This is a genomic window from Paucibacter sp. KCTC 42545 (assembly GCF_001477625.1).
GTDB lineage: Bacteria > Pseudomonadota > Gammaproteobacteria > Burkholderiales > Burkholderiaceae_C > Paucibacter_A.
Map to the genome: position 1 here is coordinate 1,632,780 of NZ_CP013692.1, position 23,226 is coordinate 1,656,005.

At 62.8% G+C, this 23,226-nt stretch carries 18 protein-coding genes; 6 read left to right on the forward strand and 12 right to left on the reverse strand.

What is annotated here, in order from left to right:
- Nucleotides 1-28 precede the first annotated feature (28 nt).
- From AT984_RS07305 to AT984_RS07325, 5 genes are all read left to right on the forward strand, one after another.
- Nucleotides 29-472 carry a YeeE/YedE family protein gene (locus tag AT984_RS07305; RefSeq protein WP_058719530.1) on the forward strand — a complete coding sequence of 148 codons (444 nt, stop codon included), beginning with the start codon at nucleotides 29-31 and terminating at the stop codon, nucleotides 470-472.
- A 13-nt stretch (nucleotides 473-485) separates the two neighbouring features.
- Complete coding sequence (locus tag AT984_RS07310) at nucleotides 486-905, forward strand: DUF6691 family protein (RefSeq protein WP_058722152.1); 420 nt, start codon at nucleotides 486-488, stop codon at nucleotides 903-905.
- 8 nt (nucleotides 906-913) lie between these two features.
- Nucleotides 914-1,999 (forward strand): MBL fold metallo-hydrolase, encoded by a 1,086-nt coding sequence (locus AT984_RS07315; RefSeq protein ID WP_058722153.1) that lies wholly within the window; start codon nucleotides 914-916, stop codon nucleotides 1,997-1,999.
- 174 nt (nucleotides 2,000-2,173) lie between these two features.
- Nucleotides 2,174-3,610: a toll/interleukin-1 receptor domain-containing protein gene (locus AT984_RS07320; RefSeq protein WP_058719531.1), complete on the forward strand. Its 1,437-nt coding sequence runs from the start codon at nucleotides 2,174-2,176 to the stop codon at nucleotides 3,608-3,610.
- Nucleotides 3,607-7,905, forward strand: coding sequence for an AAA family ATPase (locus AT984_RS07325; protein ID WP_058719532.1), 4,299 nt, complete (start codon nucleotides 3,607-3,609; stop codon nucleotides 7,903-7,905). The genes AT984_RS07320 and AT984_RS07325 overlap by 4 nt, the downstream gene beginning before the upstream one ends.
- Nucleotides 7,906-7,964: 59 nt before the next feature.
- Here the strand turns inward: AT984_RS07325 and AT984_RS07330 are convergent, their stop codons facing one another.
- From AT984_RS07330 to AT984_RS07380, 11 genes are all read right to left on the reverse strand, one after another.
- The gene (locus AT984_RS07330) at nucleotides 7,965-9,467 is read right to left on the reverse strand and encodes an aldehyde dehydrogenase (protein ID WP_058719533.1); all 1,503 of its coding nucleotides are present in this window, start codon (nucleotides 9,465-9,467) and stop codon (nucleotides 7,965-7,967) included.
- 28 nt (nucleotides 9,468-9,495) lie between these two features.
- Nucleotides 9,496-10,911 carry a DUF3138 family protein gene (locus tag AT984_RS07335; protein WP_058719534.1) on the reverse strand — a complete coding sequence of 472 codons (1,416 nt, stop codon included), beginning with the start codon at nucleotides 10,909-10,911 and terminating at the stop codon, nucleotides 9,496-9,498.
- Nucleotides 10,912-10,993: 82 nt separating this feature from the next.
- Complete coding sequence (locus tag AT984_RS07340; RefSeq protein ID WP_058719535.1) at nucleotides 10,994-11,875, reverse strand: ABC transporter permease subunit; 882 nt, start codon at nucleotides 11,873-11,875, stop codon at nucleotides 10,994-10,996.
- On the reverse strand, nucleotides 11,872-12,819 hold the full coding sequence (locus AT984_RS07345) for an ABC transporter permease subunit (protein ID WP_058719536.1): 948 nt from the start codon (nucleotides 12,817-12,819) through the stop codon (nucleotides 11,872-11,874). The genes AT984_RS07340 and AT984_RS07345 overlap by 4 nt, the downstream gene beginning before the upstream one ends.
- Complete coding sequence (locus AT984_RS07350; protein ID WP_058719537.1) at nucleotides 12,816-13,919, reverse strand: ABC transporter ATP-binding protein; 1,104 nt, start codon at nucleotides 13,917-13,919, stop codon at nucleotides 12,816-12,818. The genes AT984_RS07345 and AT984_RS07350 overlap by 4 nt, the downstream gene beginning before the upstream one ends.
- A 43-nt stretch (nucleotides 13,920-13,962) precedes the next feature.
- The gene (locus tag AT984_RS07355; RefSeq protein ID WP_058719538.1) at nucleotides 13,963-15,078 is read right to left on the reverse strand and encodes a polyamine ABC transporter substrate-binding protein; all 1,116 of its coding nucleotides are present in this window, start codon (nucleotides 15,076-15,078) and stop codon (nucleotides 13,963-13,965) included.
- A 203-nt stretch (nucleotides 15,079-15,281) separates the two neighbouring features.
- Nucleotides 15,282-16,688 carry an aspartate aminotransferase family protein gene (locus tag AT984_RS07360; RefSeq protein ID WP_197418271.1) on the reverse strand — a complete coding sequence of 469 codons (1,407 nt, stop codon included), beginning with the start codon at nucleotides 16,686-16,688 and terminating at the stop codon, nucleotides 15,282-15,284.
- Nucleotides 16,689-16,725: 37 nt separating this feature from the next.
- Complete coding sequence (locus AT984_RS07365; RefSeq protein WP_058719539.1) at nucleotides 16,726-18,093, reverse strand: glutamine synthetase family protein; 1,368 nt, start codon at nucleotides 18,091-18,093, stop codon at nucleotides 16,726-16,728.
- A gap of 71 nt (nucleotides 18,094-18,164) precedes the next feature.
- The gene (locus tag AT984_RS07370; protein ID WP_058722155.1) at nucleotides 18,165-18,953 is read right to left on the reverse strand and encodes a gamma-glutamyl-gamma-aminobutyrate hydrolase family protein; all 789 of its coding nucleotides are present in this window, start codon (nucleotides 18,951-18,953) and stop codon (nucleotides 18,165-18,167) included.
- A gap of 11 nt (nucleotides 18,954-18,964) precedes the next feature.
- Nucleotides 18,965-20,278, reverse strand: a complete 1,314-nt coding sequence (locus AT984_RS07375; protein WP_058719540.1) for an NAD(P)/FAD-dependent oxidoreductase — start codon at nucleotides 20,276-20,278, stop codon at nucleotides 18,965-18,967.
- Between the two features lie 40 nt (nucleotides 20,279-20,318).
- Nucleotides 20,319-21,626, reverse strand: a complete 1,308-nt coding sequence (locus tag AT984_RS07380; protein WP_058719541.1) for an aspartate aminotransferase family protein — start codon at nucleotides 21,624-21,626, stop codon at nucleotides 20,319-20,321.
- Between the two features lie 138 nt (nucleotides 21,627-21,764).
- Here AT984_RS07380 and AT984_RS07385 point away from each other — a divergent pair, with 138 nt between their 5' ends.
- Nucleotides 21,765-22,235, forward strand: coding sequence for an Lrp/AsnC family transcriptional regulator (locus AT984_RS07385; RefSeq protein ID WP_058719542.1), 471 nt, complete (start codon nucleotides 21,765-21,767; stop codon nucleotides 22,233-22,235).
- Nucleotides 22,236-22,293: 58 nt separating this feature from the next.
- Here AT984_RS07385 and AT984_RS07390 read toward each other — a convergent pair whose 3' ends face one another.
- Nucleotides 22,294-23,205 carry a DMT family transporter gene (locus AT984_RS07390; RefSeq protein ID WP_058719543.1) on the reverse strand — a complete coding sequence of 304 codons (912 nt, stop codon included), beginning with the start codon at nucleotides 23,203-23,205 and terminating at the stop codon, nucleotides 22,294-22,296.
- Nucleotides 23,206-23,226 lie beyond the last annotated feature (21 nt).

Here is a 23,226-nt window from a genome sequence, read left to right on the forward strand (position 1 = left end):
AACAAGCCTTGAGCTTTCTTTTTCCCTCATGAGCATCGCCTGGACATCTTTCACCCCCTGGACTGCCTTGGCCGGCGGCCTGCTGATCGGCCTTGCCAGCGCCTTGTTTTTGCTCGGCAATGGCCGCATCGCCGGCATTTCCGGCATCGTCGCCAGCCCAATTCGGGCCTTGTTCACCCGCAGCGACTGGCGGCCTGAGCTGACACGCTTGGCCTTTTTGTTGGGGCTGCTGCTGGCCCCATGGCTGTGGCGTTTGCTTGCGCCTTTGCCAAGCGCGCGGGTGGATGTGGGGACCTGGGGCTTGGTCTTCGCCGGCCTGGCGGTGGGTGTTGGCGTGCGCCTAGCCAATGGCTGCACCAGCGGCCACGGTGTTTGCGGCTTGAGCCGCTTGTCCTTGCGCTCGCTGGTCAATGTGCTTTGCTTCATGGGCGCGGGTTTTGTGACCGTGCTGGTGCTGCGGCATGTTGGGTGAGAGGGCTGGCGTGATGCGATTCGTTTTGGCTTTATTGAGTGGGCTTTTGTTTGGCCTTGGCCTGCTGCTCAGCGGCATGACCGATCCGGCCAAGGTGAAGGGCTTTTTGGATTTGTTCGGTGCCTGGGACCCGAGCCTGGCCTTGGTGATGGGCGGGGCCATTGCCATTGGTCTGCTGGCCTTTGCGCTTGCCAAGCGGCGTGAGCGCGCCTGGAGTGGTGATCGCATCGAGATGCCGCAGGACCGGCGCATTGACTGGCGCTTGATCGGCGGCGGCGTTTTGTTTGGTGTTGGCTGGGGTGTTGCCGGCTTTTGCCCTGGCCCGGCCTTGGTGGCCTTGAGCAGCGGTTTGCCTGAGGCTTGGATCTTTGTACCCGCCATGCTGCTGGGCATGGGCTTGGTTGATTTTTTCTCGGCTCGGAATCAGGAGTAGCGCAGATGTTGATCTTTCGCCAATTGTTTGACCCCACATCGTCCACCTACACCTATGTGCTGGGCGATTCGATCTCGGGCGAGGCCTTGATCATTGACCCGGTGTTCGAGAACGAACGCCGCGATATCGCCTTGTTGCGTGAACTGGGCCTGCGCCTGGTGGCCAGCCTGGACACCCATGTGCATGCCGATCATGTGACCGGCGCCTGGCTGCTCAAACAAGCCTGCGGCAGCCAGATCCTGCTGGCCGAGCAAGCGGGTGCCGCCAATGTGGACCGGGCGCTGCGGCATGGGGACCGCGTCATGTTCGGCCAGCGTTTTGTCGAAGTGCGGGCCACACCCGGCCACACCAGCGGCTGCCTGAGCTATGTGCTGGACGATCAAAGCAAGGCCTTCACAGGCGACAGCTTGTTGATCCGCGGCTGCGGCCGCACCGATTTCCAGCAAGGGAGCCCCAGCCAGTTGTATCGCTCGGTGCGCGAGCAATTGCTGAGCCTGCCTGCCAGCTGCCTGCTGTACCCCGGCCATGACTACCGTGGCTTGACGGTGACCAGTGTGGAGGAAGAGCGGCGCTTCAACCCCCGCCTGGGCGGCGACATCAACGAGGCCGACTTCGCCGGTTATATGAACCACCTGGGCCTGCCGCACCCCAAGCTGATGGACATTGCCGTGCCGGCCAATTTGCGCTGCGGTCAACCGCAGGCGCAAGACCTGACCCCGAACGAGATGAACTGGGCGCCGCTGACCTGCAACTTCAGCGGCATCTGGGAGATTCAGGCCAATGCCTTGTATGAACGCCTGGCCGCCAGTGACGGTGCCAGCATCCAGATTGTGGATGTGCGTGAAGCGCCGGAGTTCAGCGATGTGCTGGGCCATTTGCGCGGCGCGCGTTTGCTGCCGCTGTCTGAGCTGGCCCAGCGCGCGACAGAACTCGACGCCAGCCGGCCGGTGGTGGCGGTGTGCCGCTCGGGCGCCCGTTCGGCCCAAGCTACCGTCCTCTTGCGCAAAGCGGGTTTTGGCTTGGTAGCCAATTTGAACGGCGGCATGTTGCGCTGGCGTGCCGAGGGCCTGCCGGTGGAGGCGGGCGGGCAGTAAACGCAGCGCTGGCGGCGCCAGTCCTCAAGCCTGAGGAGTTGGGCCGTGGCATCACCGCCACTGTTCACACTTGGGCTTGAAATGCTGAGCCCAAGGGTGATACTCGCGCTCAGCAGGGCCAGCCGCAAGTAGTGTCGCGAGCTTGGGCGTCGCTCCCTGCACGGGGGTGAGCGCATGAGTTTTCTGCCGCAATACCAGAACGATCTCTTCATCAGCTATCGCCGCGCGGCGAATGATTCGCCCGATCGCTGGGTGGATAGCTTTTGCAGCCATCTGCGCTCGGAGCTGCGCGACCGGGTGGGCGAGGTGGCGATCTGGCGTGACACCGCAGAGTTGCGCGCCGGTGATTACTGGCGGCCCGAGATCGCGGCAGCGTTGGAATCGACCGGGATTTTCCTGGCCCTGATCTCGCGCACCTATTTCGACAGCGATGAATGTCGCAAGGAGCTCGATCGCTTTCTGGGCCGCTTGAAAGCAGCCGGCGGCGCCGAGCGCTGCAAGCTGGTGCCCATCTTCAAGCACCCCAGCCGCAGCCCGGATGAGTTGCCGGCCGAATTGCGCGAAATCGGCCACTACGAGTTTTTCAAGCAAGACGCGCAAGCCTGGCGCGAACTGGACCCCAACCGCGACAAAGACGACTACTGGGAGCGCATGAGCCGCATGGTGCAAGACCTCAGCGTGGCGCTAGAGGAATTGCTGGGGCGGCAAAAAAAACAGGCCCTGGGCACGGTGTTCATCGCCCGGGTGGGGCCGGAGCTGATTCAGGAGCGCGAACGCCTGCGCGCCGATTTGCGTCAACGCGGCTATCTGGTCGTGCCGGAAACCGAGTATTTGTGGAATGCGGATGACTGCGCTGCGCGCATGGATGCTGATCTGGACAAGGCCTTGCTGAGCATCCATCTGGTCGCCCGCAGTGCTTCCATTGAGTCACTGACCGCCCAGCGCGATCGCCAGCAACTCGAACGCGCCCATGCCCGCATGCAGCAACGCGGCATGCCCGCCCCCTTGGTATGGATTCAGGCTGGTGCAGGAACGGGCAACGGCAGCGGCACAGACACCGACCCGAGCAAGCAGGACTTGGTTAAGTTCATCGAACAAGAGCTTGCCAACGAAGGTGTCGACTATTTGCAAGGCAGCCTCGAGGAGCTGAAAACGCAGATGCTGGACATGCTGCCCAAGCCGATTGCCGCGGCGCCGAGCAAGCCGCTGGAGTTGGCCTTGTTGGTGGAAGAGGGCGATGTGGCGGAGCTGGGCGAGCTAAAAGGGCGCCTGGTTGATCAACTCAGTGCCGAGCCGCGCCCGATCAAGTTCAGCGGCAGCAAGGCGAAGGACGCCGAGCGTCTGCAGCGCACCCTGGCCGGCTGCGAGCAGGCCTTGATCTTCTGGGGGAAGCAAGAGGAGGAATGGGTCTACGACTTGCTGGACCTGCCCGAGCTCGCGGGCCTGTGCAGCAAGAGCCGGCTGGCGGTCTATATCTGCGGCGAGCCCAGTGCTGAGAAGGCTGCCTTTGTCAGCAGCAAGGCCACGGTCTTGCGGGCGCAGGCGGCGGGTGGGGATGGCCTGGCCGCTTTCGTGGCCCAGGCGCAAACACTGGGGCGGACCCGGCAATGACGGCGAGCTTGGAGGCCCTGCTGGCGGCCAATCCCTTTCCGGGTTTGCGCTCGTTCGAGCCTAGCGAAGCAGATCGATTTTTTGGCCGCGAAAGCCAGATCGAGGCCTTGCTCTTGCGCTTGAGCCAGGTGCCGCTGGTGGCGGTGTCGGGGGCCTCGGGCTGCGGCAAGTCTTCCCTGGTGAAGGCCGGCTTGCTGAACGAACTCAAACGCCGGCACGAGCAGGACGATGAGGCCGAATGGCGGGCGGTGGTCATGCGGCCGGGCATTCAGCCGCTGCAAAACCTGGCTGCCGTGCTGGCCGAGTGTTTGCCAGCGGCTGAAGCGGCCAGGCTTGAGCCCGCCGCCTTACCGATAGACCTGCCAGAGCCGGCAGTGACGGCAATGGCGCCGGCGCCAATCGACTCGCTCCCCGGCGCGGCTGCAACTGATCCGGCCACTCCGGTTGACAACGCCGAGCCCGAAGAACTCAGCCCTGCCGCGCGGCGCGTGGCCTCGATCTGCGGCCAGTTGCGCATGGGCGGCATGGCGCTGGTGGAGTTGGTGCGCCGCTCCCATCTGCCGCCGGGGGTGCGCTTGCTGGTGGTGGTGGATCAGTTCGAGGAGTTGTTTCGCTTCAAGCGCATGGCCAATACCGAGGAAGCCAGCGCTTTTGTGAAACTGCTATTGCACGCGGCGGGAGACCCCGCCTCGCGCATCCGTGTGGTCTTGACCATGCGTTCCGACACCTTGGGCGGTTGCGCCGATTTCCCCGGTCTGCCCGAGGCGGTCAGTGCCGGTGGCTATTTGGTGCCACGGCTGACGCGGCAGCAGCGCAAGGACGCCATCGTCAAGCCGATCGAGTGGCGTGGCGCGCAGATTGCGCCGCGCCTGGTGCAGCGCCTGCTCAACGATGTGAGTTCGGACTTTGACGATTTGCCAGTCATGCAGCACGCTTTATCGCGCACTTGGCGGCATTGGGCCCAAGCCTGCCAGGGCGGCCGTCCCATCGATCTAGGCGATTACGAGAAGATCGGCGCGGCGGTGGATGCGTTGTCGCGCCATGCCGATGAAGCACGGCTGAGCCTGGGGCCGTTGGGCGAGCCCGGCGGCGCGGTCGAGCGGGTGTTCCGCGCCCTGACCGAGCGCATGGCCGAAGGCACCGAAGTGCGCCGCCCCATCGAGCTGGGGCAGCTATGCGCCATCTGCAAACGTGGACCGGCTGGTGAGGCCGAGGTGCTGGCGGTGGTGGAACGCTACCGGCAAAGCGATACCGCCTTTTTGGTGCCCGGTGGCAGCCAGCCCTTAGATGCGCATGCCATCATCGACATCTCGCACGAGAGCTTAATTCGGCAGTGGCAGCGCCTGCGCGACTGGGTGGTGGCAGAGGCCGAGGCCAAAGCCACCTTGCTGCGCCTGGTCGGCGATGCCCGGGCGCACGCACAGGCCAATGGTGAACTGTGGCATGGCCGCAGCCTGGAGCGCGCACGCGTCTGGCAGCAGCGCAACCATCCCAATGCGGCTTGGGTCAAGCTGTGCATGGGGGGCACAGACGAAGAAGCTGGCGCCGCTTTCCATCTGGTGCAGAGCTTCTTGGACAAGAGCGCTGCGGTGCAAGAAAAGGAGCGGCGCAAGTCCAGCCGCATGCTGTGGGGCTTGCGCGGCTTGGCGGCGCTGGTGACGGGCGTGTCTGTGCTGGCGGCTTTGTACGGCCAGATCTTGCATCGCCAGGCCTTGTCTCGTGAATGGGGTGCCAAGGCCATTTTGCAAATCGTCCAGGATCCAGCCCGCAGCGCCGCGCTGGCTTTGGCGGCCTTGGAGAAAGACGGCAATAACGAGCGCGCCGAGTTCGCGTTCCGCCGCGCCATGGCGGCGCTGGAGGTGGCTGCTGCCGAGCAAATTGTTGATTTCGATGCGCCGGTGATTGAGACCCGCTACAGCCCGGATCGCAAGCGCTTGCTGGTGGCCAGCGAGGCCACGGTTTGGATTCTGGATGACCAGCGCTTGATGGATACGGCTGAGCGTGGCGAGGTGTCCGTGCTGCGCGCTGAGCAGTTGGGGGCACTCAAGCTCAAGCTGCCAGAGCAGTTGGGCAAGCTGGCCAGGGCCTGGCTGCTGGATGACGGGCGTGTGCTGGTGCTGAACAGCAAGGGCCTGCTGCGCTTGCTGGAGGCTGATGGGCAACTGAATACTCAGCTGTTTTGCGCCGACGATGCGGTCAGCTGGGCGGTGGCACTCAACCCGCGCAAGCCGGAATTGAGCGCCAGTTGCGTTGGGGGCGATTGGTCTAGCCAACTCTCACGCTGGTCCTTGGGCGCGCCTGGCAGCGTGTCGCAACAGCAGCGTTTGCTAAGTCCGATCAGCAACTCACCCACCACGGCCTTGGCTTATTCGCCTGATGGCGCGCTATTGGCTGCAGGCGATAGTGGCGGCCAGGTGCAGATATGGCGGCAAGGGCCGGGAAGCGAGCAGGCCTGGATTCATGGCGACAAAGCCAAGCCTGGGACGGTCGGGCCGCTGCGCCATGGCGCTGCCATCAATGACCTGAGCTTCAGCAAGTCACGGCCGGATTTGCTGGCCTCAGCCGGCGACGATGGCTTTGCCCGCGTGTGGCGTTTGGATTTGCACAAAGGCAAGCTGGCCGGGGCGGATGCGCCTCCGGCAGCCCAGGCGGCCCATCATTTACGGCATGAGCGCAGCGTCAGCCAAGTGCAGTTTCTCGACCGGGCAGACGACAAGAATTTGCTGCTCACGGTGTCGGACTGGCGCGTCAATTTGTGGAGCAATGAGCAGCAACATGAGGAGCGCCGCCACGATGATTGGGTCACTTTGCTGGACGCGTCGGAACTGGACGGCGAATTGCTGGTCTCTGCCAGTGCCGACGGCACGGCACGGCTTTGGTCCAGCCGATCCATCGTGCCGCTGACCACCTTGCGTGGCCACACCAGCTCGATCAGCCATGCCATGCTGCATGAGCAGGGCAAGCCGGGTGGTCAGGGCGGGGCGGAAAGCACAGATAGGCAGGAGGTGCGCCGCGTCATCACCAGCAGCCTTGACGGCACCCTGCGCATCTGGCGGCTCAACCCTCCTACCTTGCTACTGGCCAGCAAGAGGCCGCAGAGTGTTTTTGCGCTGTCGCCCGCAGGCAGCTTGGAAATGGGGGTGGATCGCTTGTTGATGATTTGCGGCGAATCGGGCAGTCGTGCGGAAAGTGCAGGGGCCGGGGATCAATACGCCTGCGCGTTCAGGCCTTTGTCCGGCAGCGCCGCCCAAACAGCGCTTGCAACTTCAGCGGAGAACGCCGTCGCTTCCGAGCATTTCCAGGCGCATGCGGCTAAGCCTCTTGATGCGGGCGCGCGGAATTCGCTCAATATCAGCCACACCACCTATGCCGCGCGCTTCTCGGCCGATGGCAAATTGGCGATGGTGTACTCGCAGGAATACAACCTTTATGCCGACCGCAAGCTGTGGCTGCTTGACCTGGACAAGGATGGCGCGGCGATCGACACCCCTGCCTGGCTGAGCCGCAGCGTCACCGCCTACTTTGACTCGAAAAGGCCTGAGTTCGGCTTGCTGGACCAAAGCGGTGCGATCAGCCTGTGGCCCAACAAGGTGCTGACCGAGAGTGCAGACGAAGCGCCTGCCTCAGCCAAGCTGCAGGAGCTCAGTTGCGGCGCTACGGCTTGCACCAATCTAGCCCTGAGCCCCGACGGCAAGATGATCGCCGCAGCGGCGGGCAATGTGGTGATGCTGTGGTCGCGCGCTGCGGCTAAGGCGCAATTGTTGGCCACCTTGGACAGGCATCAAGGGGACCTGCGGGATCTCAACTTCAGCCCCGACAGCCAGCGCTTGGTTACCGCCAGCGTTGACCGAACCGCGCGTGTTTGGGATTTGAGGGATTTGCAGGCAGACCGTTCACCGCCCTCGCGCGAGCTGGCCGGCGGGCATAGCAGCTCCCTCAGCTCGGCGGACTTCAGCCCGGACGGCCAGTTCGTTGTCACCGCTGGCGCCGATGGCAGCATTCGAGTTTGGGATGCCAACTCCGGGCAGGAAAAAGCCGCCTTGCTGGGGCGCCACCGCGGCAAGATCAATTTGGCGGCCTTTCATCCGGACGGGCAGAAAATCATCTCGGTCGGTGACGACGGCAATGCCTTGCTGACGCCCTGCAGTGCTTGCGTACAGTCGCTGCCTGATCTGAAGCAGCGGGCCAAGCAGCAGCTTCATTTGACGACAGATGACCAAGCCTGGCTCAAAGAAAACACCAGCAGCAGACTGCGTGACTCACTGCAGTCTGGCTGGTGGGGTCTGAGCAAATAGGGGGCGGGGAATAGTTGCGGGGCGGCGGAGTGCGCCGCTCGCCCGCCACTGTGCTTGCTTTACTTATTGATGCGCAACCAGGTCGTCTTCAGCTCGGTGTACTTGTCAAAAGCATGCAGGGACTTGTCGCGCCCGTTGCCACTTTGCTTGTAGCCGCCGAAGGGCACGGTCATATCGTCCTCGTCATATTGGTTGACGTGCACGGTGCCAGCGCGCAGGGCGCGGGCCACGCGGTGGGCGCGGTCGATATGGCTGCTCCACACACTGGCTTGCAAGCCGTAGGGGCTGTTGTTGGCTATTGATACGGCCTCGGCTTCGTCTTTGAAGCGCAGCACGCTCATCACCGGGCCGAAGATCTCCTCGCGGGCAATCTTCATCTCTGGCGTCACGCCGTCAAAAATGGTGGGTTGCACAAAGTAGCCACCAGTGTCGATGCGTGCTTGTTCGGCGCCGGCCACGACGCGCGCACCTTCGCTGCGGCCGCTGTCGATATAGCCCATCACGGTGCGCAGCTGGCCTTCGTCCACCAAAGCACCCATCACGGTCTTGGGATTCAGCGGATCGCCGGCTTGGTATTGCGGGGCCTCGGCAGCGAGCAGGGCGACGAACTCGTCCGCAATGCTTTCATGCACCAGCACGCGTGAGGGCGCATTGCAGCTCTCGCCCTGGTTGAAGAACATGCTGCCGGCCACAGTGGCGGCAGCGCGTTTCAAATCGTCGAAATCGGGGAAGACCAGAAAGGCCGACTTGCCGCCCAGCTCGTTGTAGACGCGCTTCAGATTGCTGCGGCCCGCGTAGTCCAGCATCTTGCGGCCGACCCGGGTGGAGCCGGTGAAGCCAATCGCATCCACATCCATGTGCAAGGCCAGGGCCTCGCCGGCTTCGTGGCCAAAGCCGGGTACGACGTTGAACACGCCTTCGGGCAGGCCAGCTTCTAGTGCCAATTCAGCCAGGCGCAGCGCGGTCAGTGGGGACTTTTCGCTCGGCTTCAAAACCACTGAATTGCCTGCAGCCAGGGCCGGGCCCAGCTTCCAGGCCGACATGATCATGGGGTAGTTCCAGGGCACGATGGCGCCGATCACGCCCATGGGCTCACGCTGGATCAGGGCCAAGGCGTTCGGGCCGGTGGGCGCGATTTCGTCGTAGATTTTGTCCACGGCTTCGGCGTACCAGGCGATGCAGCGTGCCGTGGATGCCACGTCAACGCCCAGGGAATACTGGATGGGCTTGCCCATGTCCAGCGTCTCCAGCAGGGCCAGCTCTTCTTTGGCGGCCAGAATTTTTTCCGCAAAGTTGAGCAAGACGCGCTTGCGCGCGGCCGGCGCGCGCTGCGACCAGCGCCCGTCCTCAAAGGCTGCGCGGGCCGAACGCACGGCGGCGTCGATGTCGGCCGCTTGGCCGCGCGCAACGCTGCCGATCACCCGGCCATCGATGGGGGAAATGCACTCGAAGCTCTGGCCGTCAACACTGTCGACGCGGCGGCCGCCGATGAAAGGCCGGCCGTCAATCGTCAGCGCACGGGCGCGAGCATGCCAGTCGATGGCAGGGGGTGTGGCGCTCATGGTCTTCCTTCTCTATTCGCTTGTCGTCTTAGAAATTGACCACCATCGAGGTGCCCAGCAGATGGTTGTTCTTGCGCCAGTTGCCGGTGCTTTGGTCCATGAAGACGGCGCGGTCGGAGCCGTCAAAGCGGTACTCGAACTTGAAGGTGGTGTTGGCGTTGAAGAGGTAGTTGAAGCCCAGGCTCAACTCGTAGCGGTTGGCGCCTTTGCTGGCGACTTCCGGATCGGGGTTGGCATCATCCCAGGCAAAGCCATAGCCGCGGCCCAGGCCGTTGCGGCCGTCGTCGCTGCTGTAGCCGAACAAGCCGCCGCCGTTCTTGCTATTGCTGAGGTAGTCGGCGCGCGCCACCATCTCCCAGCGCGGCATGAATTTATAGGCGGCCAGGGCGGACACGCCGGTCCAGGTGGCATCACGCATCTGGCCGTCTTCGTTGAAGATGGCGCTCTTGCGCTGCTGGCCCCAGCTGAGTTGGCCTTGCAGGGTCCAGTCGCCGCGAATGAAATAGGCGTCAAGCTCCAGCATATCGACGCGGGTGTCACGGCCGTTATCGCCGGCAAAGCGCAGGTCACCGTTCGCATCGAGGGCGTCGGCGGCATAGTTGTAAGCCTTACCGTGCAGGCCGGTGAAGCCAAAGCCCTGGAATTCGCCCTTGGCATAGTCCACGCGGTAGATCAGGGCCGGCGTCTTGTTGCCGCTGGACTTGCGTGCATTGTTGACGTTAGCCAGGCCGACCTTGACCAACCACTTGTCGATGGTCAGGTCCATCACGGCGCCGGTGTAGGCGGTGGGCGCGGTGAAGTCGAACAGCAGGTTGTGGGTGATCAGCTTGTTGCCGGGCGGCAGGGTGATTTCATAGCCCGTCCAGTCCGGAATTTGGCCCAGCCACAGGCGAGTCTGCAAGTCACCCAGCGGGATGTTGACGCTGGCCTCATGCACGATGGAGCCGGTGTTGAAAGAAGCGCCCGCGCCGCGCTCCGGCGCCAGGGTCAGGCGCCACTTGGTGCCGCCTTCCATTTCCTTGGTGATGTCCAGCGCGGCCATGCCGAAGTAGCCGTTGTCGTAGCCGTAGGCGTCTTTGTTGAAGAGCTGAAAGCCGGCGCTATTGTTGTTGCGGTTGTAGATGAAGGTCGGGTCGAGGAAGCCCGAGACCTTGAGGTTCTTCATGCCCAGCATCTCCTGCGCATCTTCCAGCGCCTCGGTCTTGACGGCGATGCGGTTGAAGTCCTGCACTTGCTGCGGGGTCATGCCCCATTGCGGCGCGGTGGCTGCTGGCTTGGACTCGGCCGCTTTGAGCTTGTCTTCCAACTGACCGACGCGGTCGCGCAGGGCCCGCAACTCTTTCAACAACTCTTCATTGCTTTGCGCCAGGGCGGAGCCAGGGTAGGCCGCGGCAAGGGCCAGGCTGAGGGCCAGAGGCAGGGCTGCAAATGCTTTTTTCTTCATTTGGTGGGACTCCGCATTGAGGGTTGAAATTGGGTGAATGGGGTGAACTGAGATGTCGGGCGCGCTGAGCTTGTTGACTGGCTCAGCCGTGGCTGCGCTGGGCGGCCATCATTTCAAGGGTGCGTTGGCGCTCCTTGCGGGCGATCCAGTAGCTGGCCAGCACCACGCCGATGGAGACCACCACGATGATCACGGTGGCCACCGCATTGATGCTGGGGCTGACGCCAAGCCGCGCTCGCGAGAAGATCACCAGGGGCAGGGTGGTGGAGCCGGGGCCGGACAGGAAGGCCGAGAGCACCACATCGTCCAGCGACAAGGTGAAGGTCAGCAGCCAGGCGGAGAGCATGGACTGCGCAATCATCGGCAGCGTCACCAAAGCAAACACCTGCATGGGCTTGGCGCCCAGGTCCATGGCCGCCTCTTCCAATTGCGGGTTGAGCTCGGTCAGGCGTGCCTGAATCACCACCGTGGCATAGGACATGCCCAGCAGCAGATGGCCCAGCCAGATGGTCATGGCGCCGCGCTCGGGGAAGCCGGTGGCGCGCTGCATGGACACCAGCATCAGCAACAGAGACAAGCCGATGATGACCTCGGGCATCACCAGCGGCGCATTGACCATGCCGGTGAACAAGGTGCGGCCGGTGAAGCGCTTGTACTTGACCAGGGCGAAGGCGGCGAAGGTGCCGAGGATGACCGAGGCGCAGGCCGTCAGGCCAGCAATCTCCAGCGACAGGCGCAGGCCGTTCAAGACTTCTCGGTCCTCCAGCAAGGCGCTGTACCAACGCATGGTGAAGCCACCCCAGACCGATGGAATCTTCGAGTCGTTGAACGAGTAGACGATCAGGGCCAGGATGGGCAGGTAGAGGAAAAAAAAGCCCAGGCTCAGCCAGCTGCGGCCAAAGCCGCGTGTGAAGCCGGGGCCGAAGAGGGCGCGCTTGGCGTTACTTTTGATCTCGGCGCTCATGGGCGGGCCTCCTGGCTTTCGGCCTGGTACTTGCTGAACAGCGCCAGCGGCACCAGGATCAGCAGCACCATCACCACGGCCACGCTCGAGGCCATGGGCCAATCGTTATTGCTGAAGAACTCGTCCCACAAGACGCGGCCGATCATCAAGGTCTCCGGGCCGCCGAGCAGCTCAGGAATGACGAACTCGCCCACGCAGGGAATGAACACCAGCATGGAGCCGGCAATGATGCCCGCCTTGGACAGCGGCACCGTGATGCGCCAAAAAGCGGTCCACGGCGTGGCGCCCAGATCACTGGCGGCCTCCAGCAAACGCAGATCCATCTTGGACAGATTGGCGTAGAGCGGCAGGATCATGAAGGGCAGATAGGTGTAGACCATGCCCACCACCAGCGAGAAGGGCGTGTGCATCAAATTGCCCAGTGCCGGAATCAGGCCGGTTGCCAGCAAGACGCGATCAAAGCCCAGCGCTTCGATGGCATTGGCTACCCAGCCGTTTTCGCCCAGCAGGCCTTTCCAGGCGTAGACGCGCAGCAAGAAACTGGTCCAGAAGGGCAGCATCACCAGCATCAGCAGGGCAGGCTGCAGATTGGGCTTGGCACGCGCCATGAAGTAGGAAAAGGGGTAGCCGATGAGCAGGCAGCCGAGGGTGGTGGCGGCGGCGTATTTGAGGCTGATCAGATAGGCCCGCACATACATATCATCTTGGGTGATGAAGAGGTAGTTGGCGGTCTTGATGGCGATGTGAAAGACGCCGTCGGTATAACTCGTCAGGTCCTTGAAGTGCACCGTCTCCATCTCGGAAACGCTGATCTTCAGGATGATCAAAAAAGGCAGGGCAAAAAAGATCAAGAGCCAGGCATAGGGAATGCCGATGACGAGGCTGCGCCCGCGCAATAGCTTGCTCAGCCGGGCAGGCAGGAGGGAACGGCTGGGCGCACTCATTGCGTCAGCACCACTTGCGAGGTGGGCGACCAGCTGGCCCAGACCTCTTGGTCCCAGGTCAGCGGGTCGCTGCGGTGGCGCTCCAGATTGCTTTCGCTCACCTTGATGATCTGGCCGCTGGGCAGCTGCAGGTGATAGAGCGTGAAGGCGCCGAAATAAGACAGCTCACGCACCTTGGCCAGCACCTGGTTGTACTCGCCCAGCGGGTTGGCGGGCTTGTCGGTGCTGAGGCGAATCTTCTCGGGCCGCAAGGCCACGCTGACGGCCATGCCCGCCACGCCGGTGATGCCGTGGCCGACGTAATGCTGGCAGTCGGCGCAGTCGATGATGACGTGGTCAGGGTTGTCGCTCGACAAGCTGCCTTCCATCATGTTGACGTTGCCGATGAAGTCGGCCACGAAACGCGTCGCCGGGGTTTCGTAGATGTCGGCCGGCGCGCCGATTTGCAGAATGCTGCCTTCGCTCATCACCGCGATGCGGGTGGCCATGGTCATGGCCTCTTCCTGGTCATGGGTCACCATCACGCAGGTCACGCCCACGTCTTCGATGATGTTGACCAATTCGATCTGGGTTTCTTCGCGCAGCTTTTTGTCCAGCGCGCCCAGGGGTTCATCCAGCAAAAGCAGTTGCGGCTTCTTGGCCAGGCTGCGCGCCAGGGCCACGCGTTGCTGCTGACCGCCTGAGAGCTGATGCGGCTTGCGCTTGGCGAATTTGCCCAACTGCACCAGCTTGAGCATGGCTTCGACGCGAGAGCCGATTTCATCCTTGGGCATGCCATCGCGCCGCAAGCCGAAAGCGATGTTGTCCCACACCGTCAAGTGAGGGAACAAGGCATAGCTCTGGAACATCATATTGATGGGCCGGGCATAGGGCGGCAAGCCCGCCAAATCCTGCCCGTTCAAGATGATGCGGCCGCTGGTGGGCGTCTCAAAGCCGCCCAGCATGCGCAGCAAGGTGGTCTTGCCACAGCCCGAGCTGCCCAGGAGCGCGAAGATCTCGCCCTTGGCAATGTCGATGGAAACATTGTTGACGGCGATGGAGCCGCCCCCAAAGTCTTTCACTACGTTTTGAATTTGCAGATAGGCCGGGCTTGAGCTCATCGCTCCTCCTCGAAGGTTTTCTTATGCGCGCCGAAGCCGCTGCTTACAGGCCGGTCTTGAACGAGGTGTACATGCGCGTCATCTGGCGGCGGACGTCGTTATTGATCGCGTCGGGCGCGGCCATGCGCTTCATATCCGCATCGCTCAGGAACACGCTGGGGTTGTTGACCACTTCGGGCTTGATGAACTTCTTCGACTCCTTATTGGGATTGGCGTAGAAGACCTTGTTGGTCAAGCTGGCGTGGACCTCGGGGCGCAGGATGTAGTTGATGAACTTGTGCGCGTTGCCGGGGTGGCTGGCATCGGCGGGGATCACCATGGTGTCCATGAAGATGATGCCGCCGGTTTTCGGAATCAGCGCTTCGATCTTCTGGCCGGTCTTGCCGTCAATGGCGCGCTGGCGGGCGATGTTGATGTCACCGGACCAACCCAGTGCCAGGCAGATCGAGCCATTGGCCATATCGTTGATATAGCCCGAGGAGCTGAACAGCGTGACCGAGGGGCGGATCGACTTCAGCAGTGCGGGCACGGCGGCGTAGTCAGACAGGCTCTTGCTGTAGGCGGGCTTGCCCAGATAGTGCAGGGCGGCCGGCACCACTTCGGTGGCGGAGTCCAGGAAGCTCACGCCGCAGCTTTTGAGCTTGGAGATGTACTCGGGCTTGAAGACCAGATCCCAGACGTTGTCCGGCATAGGCGTGCTGCCCAACGCGGCCTTGACCTTGTCGACGTTGATGCCGACAGTGGTGAAGCCCCAGAGCCAGTTCACCATGTACTCATTGCCCGGATCGAGCTTGGCCAGCTGGGCCTGCAGATCGGGGTCAAGGTTCTTGTAGTTCGGGATCTGCGACTTGTCGATCTTGCGCAGCAGGCCGCCGTCGGCCTGCAACTTGGCCCAGTAGCTCGAGGGCACGACGATGTCGTAACCGGTCTTGCCGGCCACCAGCTTGGCGTGGACGATTTCGTTATTGTCGAAAATGTCGTAGCGCACCTTGATGCCGGTTTCCTTCTCGAAATTCTTGAGCGTTTCTTCGGCGATGTAGTCCGACCAGTTGTAAACGTTCAAGACCTTTTCTTCTTCTTGCGCATGGGCATTGGCGCCCAGCAGAGCCGCAATGGCAAAACTCAGGCAGCCCAGACGGCGAAGATTTTTAGCGATCATGAAGTGACACTCCTGAAGTGTTGAGCGAGGTTGAGCTAGGGACAAACTGTCAAAAATCAGTCTAGGGCTAGGTACAGCTTGGCCCCATCCGCCATTACCCGAAGGGGGCGACATTCAGCCCCATCCGCCATGACAAAAGCGGGGCTGTGTCAGCCCGATCTGCCATGGAAAGGGCAGGGCTGTGTCAGCCCCGCCAAGCAACATCAAAGCAGTTCCTGGCTCTTGAGTTGAGCCAGCGTCTGATCCAGGCAACGCTTGATCAGCACCATCATTTCGTCGATCTGCGCCAGCGTCATCACCAGCGGCGGCGCCACGATCATGCGGTCGCCCACAGCCCGCATGATCAGGCCGTTAGCAAAGCAGTGCGCGCGGCACATCATGCCGACTTCCAGTGCGCCGTCGAAGGTCTGGCGGGTGGCCTTGTCCTTCACCAACTGCACCGCGCCCATCATTCCGCAGGTCTGGGTTTCGCCCACGAGTGGATGCTCATTGAGTTCGGCAAAGCGCTTGGCCAGATAGGGGCCGAGCTCTTCGCGCACCTTGCGCACCGTGTCTTGTTCGCGCAGCAGCTTCAGGTTGGCCAGGGCCACCGCGCAGGCCGTGGGGTGGCCGGAGTAGGTGAAGCCGTGGTTGAACTCGCCGCCTTGCTCGATCAGCACGCGGGCCACGCGTTCACCCACCATCACACCGCCCAGGGGGATGTAGCCGGAGGTGACGCCCTTGGCGAAGGTCATCAGGTCGGGCTTGGAGCCGACGGTTTCGCAGCCGAACCAGTTGCCGGTGCGGCCAAAGCCGCAGATCACTTCGTCGCTGACCAGCAAGATGCCGTATTTATCGCAAATACGCTGGATCTCGGGCCAGTAGGTCGATGGCGGCACGATCACGCCGCCAGCACCCTGGATGGGTTCGCCGATGAAGGCCGCCACCCGCTCTGGGCCCACGGCCAGGATCTTTTCTTCCAGCCAGCGCGCGGCGGTGATGCCGAACTCCTCGCGGCTTTGCGTGCCGCCCAGCTCAAACCAATGCGGTTGCTCGATATGGCTGATATTGGGGATGGGCAGGCCGCCTTGTGCATGCATGCCGCTCATGCCGCCCAGCGATGCCCCGGCCATGGTGGAACCGTGATAGCCGTTGTTGCGGCCGATGATGATTTGGCGCTCGGGCTGGCCCAGCACATCCCAGTAGCGCCGCACCATGCGCACCACGGTGTCATTGCCTTCCGAACCCGAGCTGGTGAAGAACACATGCTCAAAGCCGGGGGGCGCGATCTCGGCCAGCACTTCGGCCAGCTCGATGGCCGGCGTGGTGGAGGTCTGGAAGAAAGCGTTGTAGAAGGGCAGTTGCTTCATCTGCGCGGTGGCGGCGTCCACCAGCGACTGCTGGCCATAGCCCACGTTGACGCACCACAGGCCACTCATGCCGTCGAGGATTTTGTGGCCCTCGCTGTCCCAGAGGTAGATGTTGTCGGCACGCTCGATGATGCGCGCGCCCTTCTGGGCCAGGCCCTTGAAGTCGGTGAAGGGGTGCAGGAAGTGGCGCGAGTCAGCGGCCTGCCATTCGGCGGTGCTGCGTTTGCTGGTCAATGTGTTGGAGCTTGGGTTGTGGCTCATGAGCTTCTCCTGAAATCTTGTGTCGGGCGGCGCGGGTTCAAACATGCAAGAGCAGATGCTCGCGCTCCCAAGGTGAGATGACCTTCATGAACTCGGCGTACTCGATCTCCTTGATCTCGGTGTAGACGGTCACGAATTGCTCGCCCAAGATGGCCGCGAGTTCCTTCTCTTCGCGCAGCAGCGTCAGCGCTTCACCCAGGCTGCGTGGCAGCTGGAAGTCGCCGAGATAGGCGTCGCCCTTGCACTCGGGCGAGGGTTCGATCTTGTTCTTGATGCCGAGATAGCCGCAGGCCAGCGTGGCGGCCAGGGCGACATAGGGGTTGGCATCGGCGCCGATGACGCGGTTCTCGATGCGGCGCGCTTGTGGCGGCGCCAGCGGTGAGCGGATGCCGACGGTGCGGTTGTCGGTGCCCCATTGAATATTGATGGGGGCGGCGGTGTGGCGGGCCAGGCGGCGATAGCTGTTCACATAGGGGGCGAACAAGGCCATGGCGGCGGGAATGTACTTCTGCAGGCCGCCGATGTACCAGTGGAATTCATCGCTGGCCGAGCCGTCCTCGTTGCTGAACAGATTGCGGCCGGTCTTCTTGTTGATCACGCTTTGATGGATATGCATGGCGCTGCCCGGCTCGCCGGCAATCGGCTTGGCCATGAAGGTGGCGAACATATCGTGGCGCAGCGCCGCCTCGCGCACCGTGCGCTTGAAGAAGAACACCTCGTCGGCCAAGCCCATGGGGTGGGCGTGGAAGAAGTTGATTTCCATCTGCCCGGCGCCCACCTCGTGAATCAAGGTGTCGACGTTGAGCTCCATCTTCTCGCAGTATTCGTAGACGTCTTCGAACAGGGGATCGAACTCGTTGACGGCGTCGATGGAGTAAGCCTGGCGCGAAGTCTCGGCGCGGCCGGAGCGGCCGATGGGCGGCTTCAGCGGCATGTCGGGGTCGCTATTGCGGGCCACCAGATAGAACTCCAGCTCAGGTGCCACTACTGGGTCCCAGCCCTCGGCTTCGAACAAGCCGCAAACACGGCGCAGCACCGAGCGGGGGGCGAAGGGCACCAACTCACCGTCGCGGTCAAAACAGTCGTGGATGATTTGCGCGGTGGGGTCCACTGCCCAAGGCACAAGGCGGGCCGTGGTGGGGTCGGCGCGCAAATGCATATCGCGGTCGTTGGGGCTGATGACGTCGTAGTAGGGGCCTTCTTCCGGGAACTCGCCCGTCACGCCCATCGCCACCACCGCTTCGGGCAAACGCATGCCGCGGTCTTCGGTGAATTTCTGGCGCGGCAAAATCTTGCCGCGCGCCACGCCGGTCAAGTCCGGCACCAGGCATTCAATTTCTGTCACGCGCTGCTCTTGCAGCCAGGTTTCGAGTTCGCTGAAGGTGAAGTTGTTGCGGTTAACCATGAGATTCCTTTGTTCGTCGATGAACCCGGGGCCCTAGGCACCCGGGGGTGTTAGACCAGCGAACAAAGGCACTACGTCTCAGGGTCGCGAACCGCCTCCACCATGGGTTTATTGCTGCGTGCGCGGTAGTCCTTGCAGGCCTGGCCAAAGGCCTGCAGCAAGGCCATGGACACGGGGTTCTGCGCCGCTTGCCATTCCGGGTGCCATTGCAGGCAGATCGAAAAACCGGGGCTGGCTTCAACGCTGAAGGCTTCCACCAGCCCATCGGGCGCGACCGCCTCGATGCGCAAGCCCGGCGCCAATTGCTTGACGCCTTGGCCGTGCAGGGAATTGACCATCACTGTGCCGTGACCCAGCAATTGCTCCAGCACGCCGCCGGGCATGATGTTGACCGGGTGCTGCGGCGCGTAGGCAATCTCGGGCGGCTGGTTCTCCGGCGCGCGGTGGTCTTGCAAACCGGGCTGTTCTTGCACCGCTTGGTGCAGGCTGCCGCCCAGGGCCACATTGGTTTCTTGAAAGCCACGGCAAATGGCAAAGATGGGCAGGCCCTTGGCTACAGCGGCCCGAATCAGTGGCAGGGTCCAGGCGTCGCGTGTCGGGTCCAGCGGCAACTCGGGGTTGTGCACCTCTTCATCGAAATGGCTGGGGTGCACATTCGAGGGTGAGCCGGTCAGCAGCAGGCCGTCGGCCAGCGCCATCAACTCGTCCAACTCGTCCTCGGTGGAGGCCGGCACCACCAGGGGCAGGCAGCCGGCCAGGCGCACCGCGTCGATGTACTTTTTGCCGACGATGTGGAAGGGGTGATCGCCCACGGGTCGATTGCATCCCGGCACCAACACCAGCGGCTTGCTTCGGTTCATGGATTCGCGCTTCACGCTAACAAGTCCTTCAAACGGTAGTAAGCCATGCCCAAAACCAGCGCGGGCATGCGGAACAGTTTGCCACCCGGGAAGGGGTGATGGCGCAACTGGGCGAATACATCGAAGCGTGAGCTATCGCCTTGCATGGCCTCGGCCACCACGCGCCCGGCCAGGCCTGTCAGCGCCAGGCCATGGCCCGAGAAACCTTGCAAGTAGTAAACGTTGCGGGCGGCGCCGAGGCGACCAAAATCTGGCGCGCGATTCATAGAAATATCCACAAACCCTCCCCATGCATATTCCATACCAACATCGCTCAGTTGCGGGAAGCTCAGCAGCAGGCGTTGGCGCATGCTGTCCTTCACCGAGCGTGGCGAGGCGGTGCTGTAGCTGACCCGGCCGCCGTAAAGGATGCGCTGGTCGGCCGTGGGCCTGAAATAGTCCAGCACGAAGTTGGTATCGCACACGGCGGAGCGGCTGGGAATCAAGGCTTGCATGCGGTTGGCTTCAATCGGCTCGCTGCACACGATATAGGTGCCGACTGGCATGATGCGTGCACCAAGTGCGGGCGCTAAGCTGGGGGCGACTTCCTGCAGATAGACGTTGCCGGCCAGCAGGGCCTGGCCCGCCCGCACCTGGCCTTGGGCCGTGTGCACGGTCAAGACCTGACCCTCGTCGAGGCGGGTGACGGCGGAATTCTCAAAAATCCGCACGCCCAGTTTGCGTGCTGCGGCCGCCATCCCCAAGCAGTATTTCAGCGGATGCAGATGGCCGGAGCGCGGGTCGTGCACGCCGGCGCAAAAGCGCGGGCTGGCAATCCAGTCTTGGATTTCGTGCACCGAGATCGGCGTCATCGGGTAGTCGTAGACCTCGGCCATGCGCTGCTGCCATTGCAGCAGTTGGCGGGCTTTGCCCGGCGAGGTAGCCAGGCTGAGGAAGCCGTTTTGCCAGTCGGCTTCAATCTGGTGCTCGCTGCAGCGTTGCTGGACGATGTCCAGTGCTTCCAGCGTCATGGCCCAGATCTTTTTGGCTTCGCTCAGGCCGACCTGGGCCTCGATGGATTCTTGGTCGCAGGCCAGGCCGTGGATGGCCTGCCCGCCGTTGCGGCCGGAGGCGCCGCCGCCGACCAATCCTGCTTCCAGCAGCACCACTTGGCGGCCGGCTTGCGCGAGCTCAATCGCTGCCGATAAGCCCGCCAAGCCCGCGCCGACGATGACGACATCTGCGCTGATGCTCTCCTGCAAGGGGGCGAATGATTCAGTGCGGGTGGCACTGGCCTGGTAGTAGGAGTCGCGGCTCAGCTCGCGGTCGATGCTCAGTAAAGTCATAAACGCTAGGCAAATCCTCGTTGCTTGGCTCGGATGAGTCTTAGGCGGCCCGGCGCAGTGCTGCGCGCAGGGTGGCGATGATGTGATCGATGTGGCTGCGCTCGATGATCAGCGGTGGGCTCAAGGCGATGGTGTCACCTGTGGTGCGGATCAGCAAGCCTTGTTCCCAGCAATCGAGGAACACATTGAAGGCGCGCTTGGCCGGCTCGCCCGGCAAGGCCGCCAATTCCACCCCGCCGACCAGGCCGATATTGCGCACATCAATCACATGCGGCTCACCCTTGAGGGAGTGCAGGCTCTCGGCGAAGTAGTTTTGCATCTCGCTGGCGCGGGTCAGCAGGCCTTCTTCGGCATAGGTGTCCAGGGTGGCGATGGCCGCGGCGCAGGCCAGTGGGTGGGCCGAGTAGGTGTAGCCGTGGAAGAACTCGATCAAATGATCGGGCCCGGTCATGAAGGTGTCGTAGATGTGCTGTTTGGCCAGCACCGCGCCCATGGGCACGCAGCCATTGGTGAGGCCCTTGGCCACCGTCATCAGATCGGGCGTGACGCCGAAGGTCTGGGCCGCAAAGGGCTGACCGGTACGGCCGAAGCCGGTGATGACCTCGTCAAAAATCAGCAAGATGCCGTGCTTGTCGCAAATCTCGCGCAAGCGCTGCAGATAGCCTTGCGGCGGGATCAGCACGCCGGTGGAGCCGGCCACGGGCTCGACGATCACGGCCGCAATCGTGGACGCATCATGCAGGGCGACCATGCGCTCCAGATCATCGGCCAGCTCGGCGCCATAAGCGGGTTGGCCGACCGAGTAAGCATTGCGCATCGGATCATGGGTGTGGCGGATATGGTCCACACCGCCCAACATGGTGCCGAACATCTTTCGGTTGCCCACCATGCCACCGACCGAGATGCCGCCAAAGTTCACGCCGTGGTAGCCGCGCTCACGGCCGATCAGGCGGGTGCGGGCGCCTTCACCGCGAACGCGGTGATAAGCGATTGCCATCTTCAGCGCCGTCTCCACCGATTCGGAGCCGGAGTTGGTGTAGAAAACCTTGTTCAGGCCGGCCGGGCTGATCTCGGCCAAGCGCGTGGCCAGCTCGAAGGCCTTGGGGTGCGCCATCTGGAAGGGCGGGGCGAAGTCCAGCTCGGCGGCTTGCTCCTGAATCGCCTTGACGATGCGCGGGCGGTTGTGGCCGGCATTGACGCACCACAGACCGGCCACGCCGTCGAGGATCTGGCGACCCTTGTCGTCGCGGAAATACATACCGTCAGCGCCAGTGATCAGGCGCGGAGATTTTTTGAATTGCCGGTTTGCCGTGAAGGGCATCCAGTAAGCATCGAGGTTCTGAGACATGGGCCAAGCACTCCTTTAACTGACGCTCAGTTTAGAGAGAGTGGCGCGCAATGTGCTTGCGCTTGCTGGCTCGGTCAAACCCTCGGTTTTGCACGTTCGTGCGATGATCTTGCGCTCTAGCGGCAGAAAATTCGAAAAATGAGTTCGGAAGTGAATTTGGATGCGATTGATCGCAATATTCTCAATGTCCTGCAAAAGGATGGCCGGCTCTCCAATGTGGAGCTGGCCGGGCAGGTGCACTTATCGCCCTCGGCCTGCTTGAGGCGGGTCAAGGCGCTGGAGGAGGCGGGGGTCATCAGCGGCTATGTGGCGCTGATCAACCCCAAGGCCATCGGCCAGCCGGGCACCAGCTACACCATCGTCAATCTGGAACGCATGACGCCGCAGGCGCTGGGCGCTTTTGAGCAAGCGGTGCGCGATATTCCCGAGATCCTCGATTGCTTTTACGTCGCCGGCACGAACGACTACCTGCTGCGCTTTGCGTACAAGGACGCCGAGGATCTGGAGCGCCTGCACAGCCATGTGCTGATGCATCTGCCCGGCGTGGCGCGCTCCAACTCCATGTTGGTGCTGCGCACGGTCAAGAAGACTACGGCTTTCGAGTTGTAGGCCGGCTCATCCCTCAGCAGCGGCTCGCCCCATCTGGAGTGGGCCGCTGCTGAGTGCGTCACGCCTCGCGCGAATTCCAGCTGCTGCGCAAGCTGCTCAGGGTAGGCAGCAACTGCACCATCACCATGCTGACGAAGATCAGGCCGCAGCCCAGCCAGCCGGCGGGGCTGAGCCGGTCGCCCATCAGCACGAAGCCGAAGGCGGCGGCGAACAAGGTCTCGGAGGACAAGATGATGGCCGCGTCCGCTGCATGCGCGTAACGCTGCGCCACCACCTGCGCGGTGAAAGCCACGCCGACCGACAACACGCCGGTGTAGAGCAAGGGGCTCAGCGCGGCTTGCACATCGGCCCATTGATTGGTCTCGAACAGCAGGCCCCAGGCCAGGGCCAGCAAACCACAGACGACAAACTGCCCGAAGGCAACGGCAAAGGGGGCGGCCATGTGATCAGCCACCCGGCCCACCATCAAGACATGTACCGCCCAGGGCAGGGCCGAACAGATCACCCAGAGGTCGCCGGTGCCGATCTCCAGTCGCTGCGCGCCCGACAACAAGAAGGCCCCCACTAAACAGGCCAGCGCCCCCGGCCACACCGACCAATGCGGCAACTGCCGCAAGAGCAGCCAGCCCAGCACCGGCACCAAGGGCACGTAGAGCGCGGTCAGAAAACCGGCATTGGTGACCGTGGTGCTGACGATGCCGATTTGCTGCATGGCCGCTCCCAAAACCAGCAAGCTACCCAGCGCACCGATCTTGCCGAAGTCGCGCGGCTTCAATGCCTTGCCGCGGGCCGACTGCTTGCGCCACTCCATCCAGACGAAGGGCGTGATCACCAGCGCACCGATCAAAAACCTCACGCCGGTGAACAACATAGGCCCCAGATGCGCCATGGCTTGCGCCTGGGCCACGAAGGCCGATCCCCAGATCAGAGCGATGAAAACGAGCAGGAAGTTGGCTTGAACGCGTGTCATGGAGGAAGCTGAGGCAGGGAG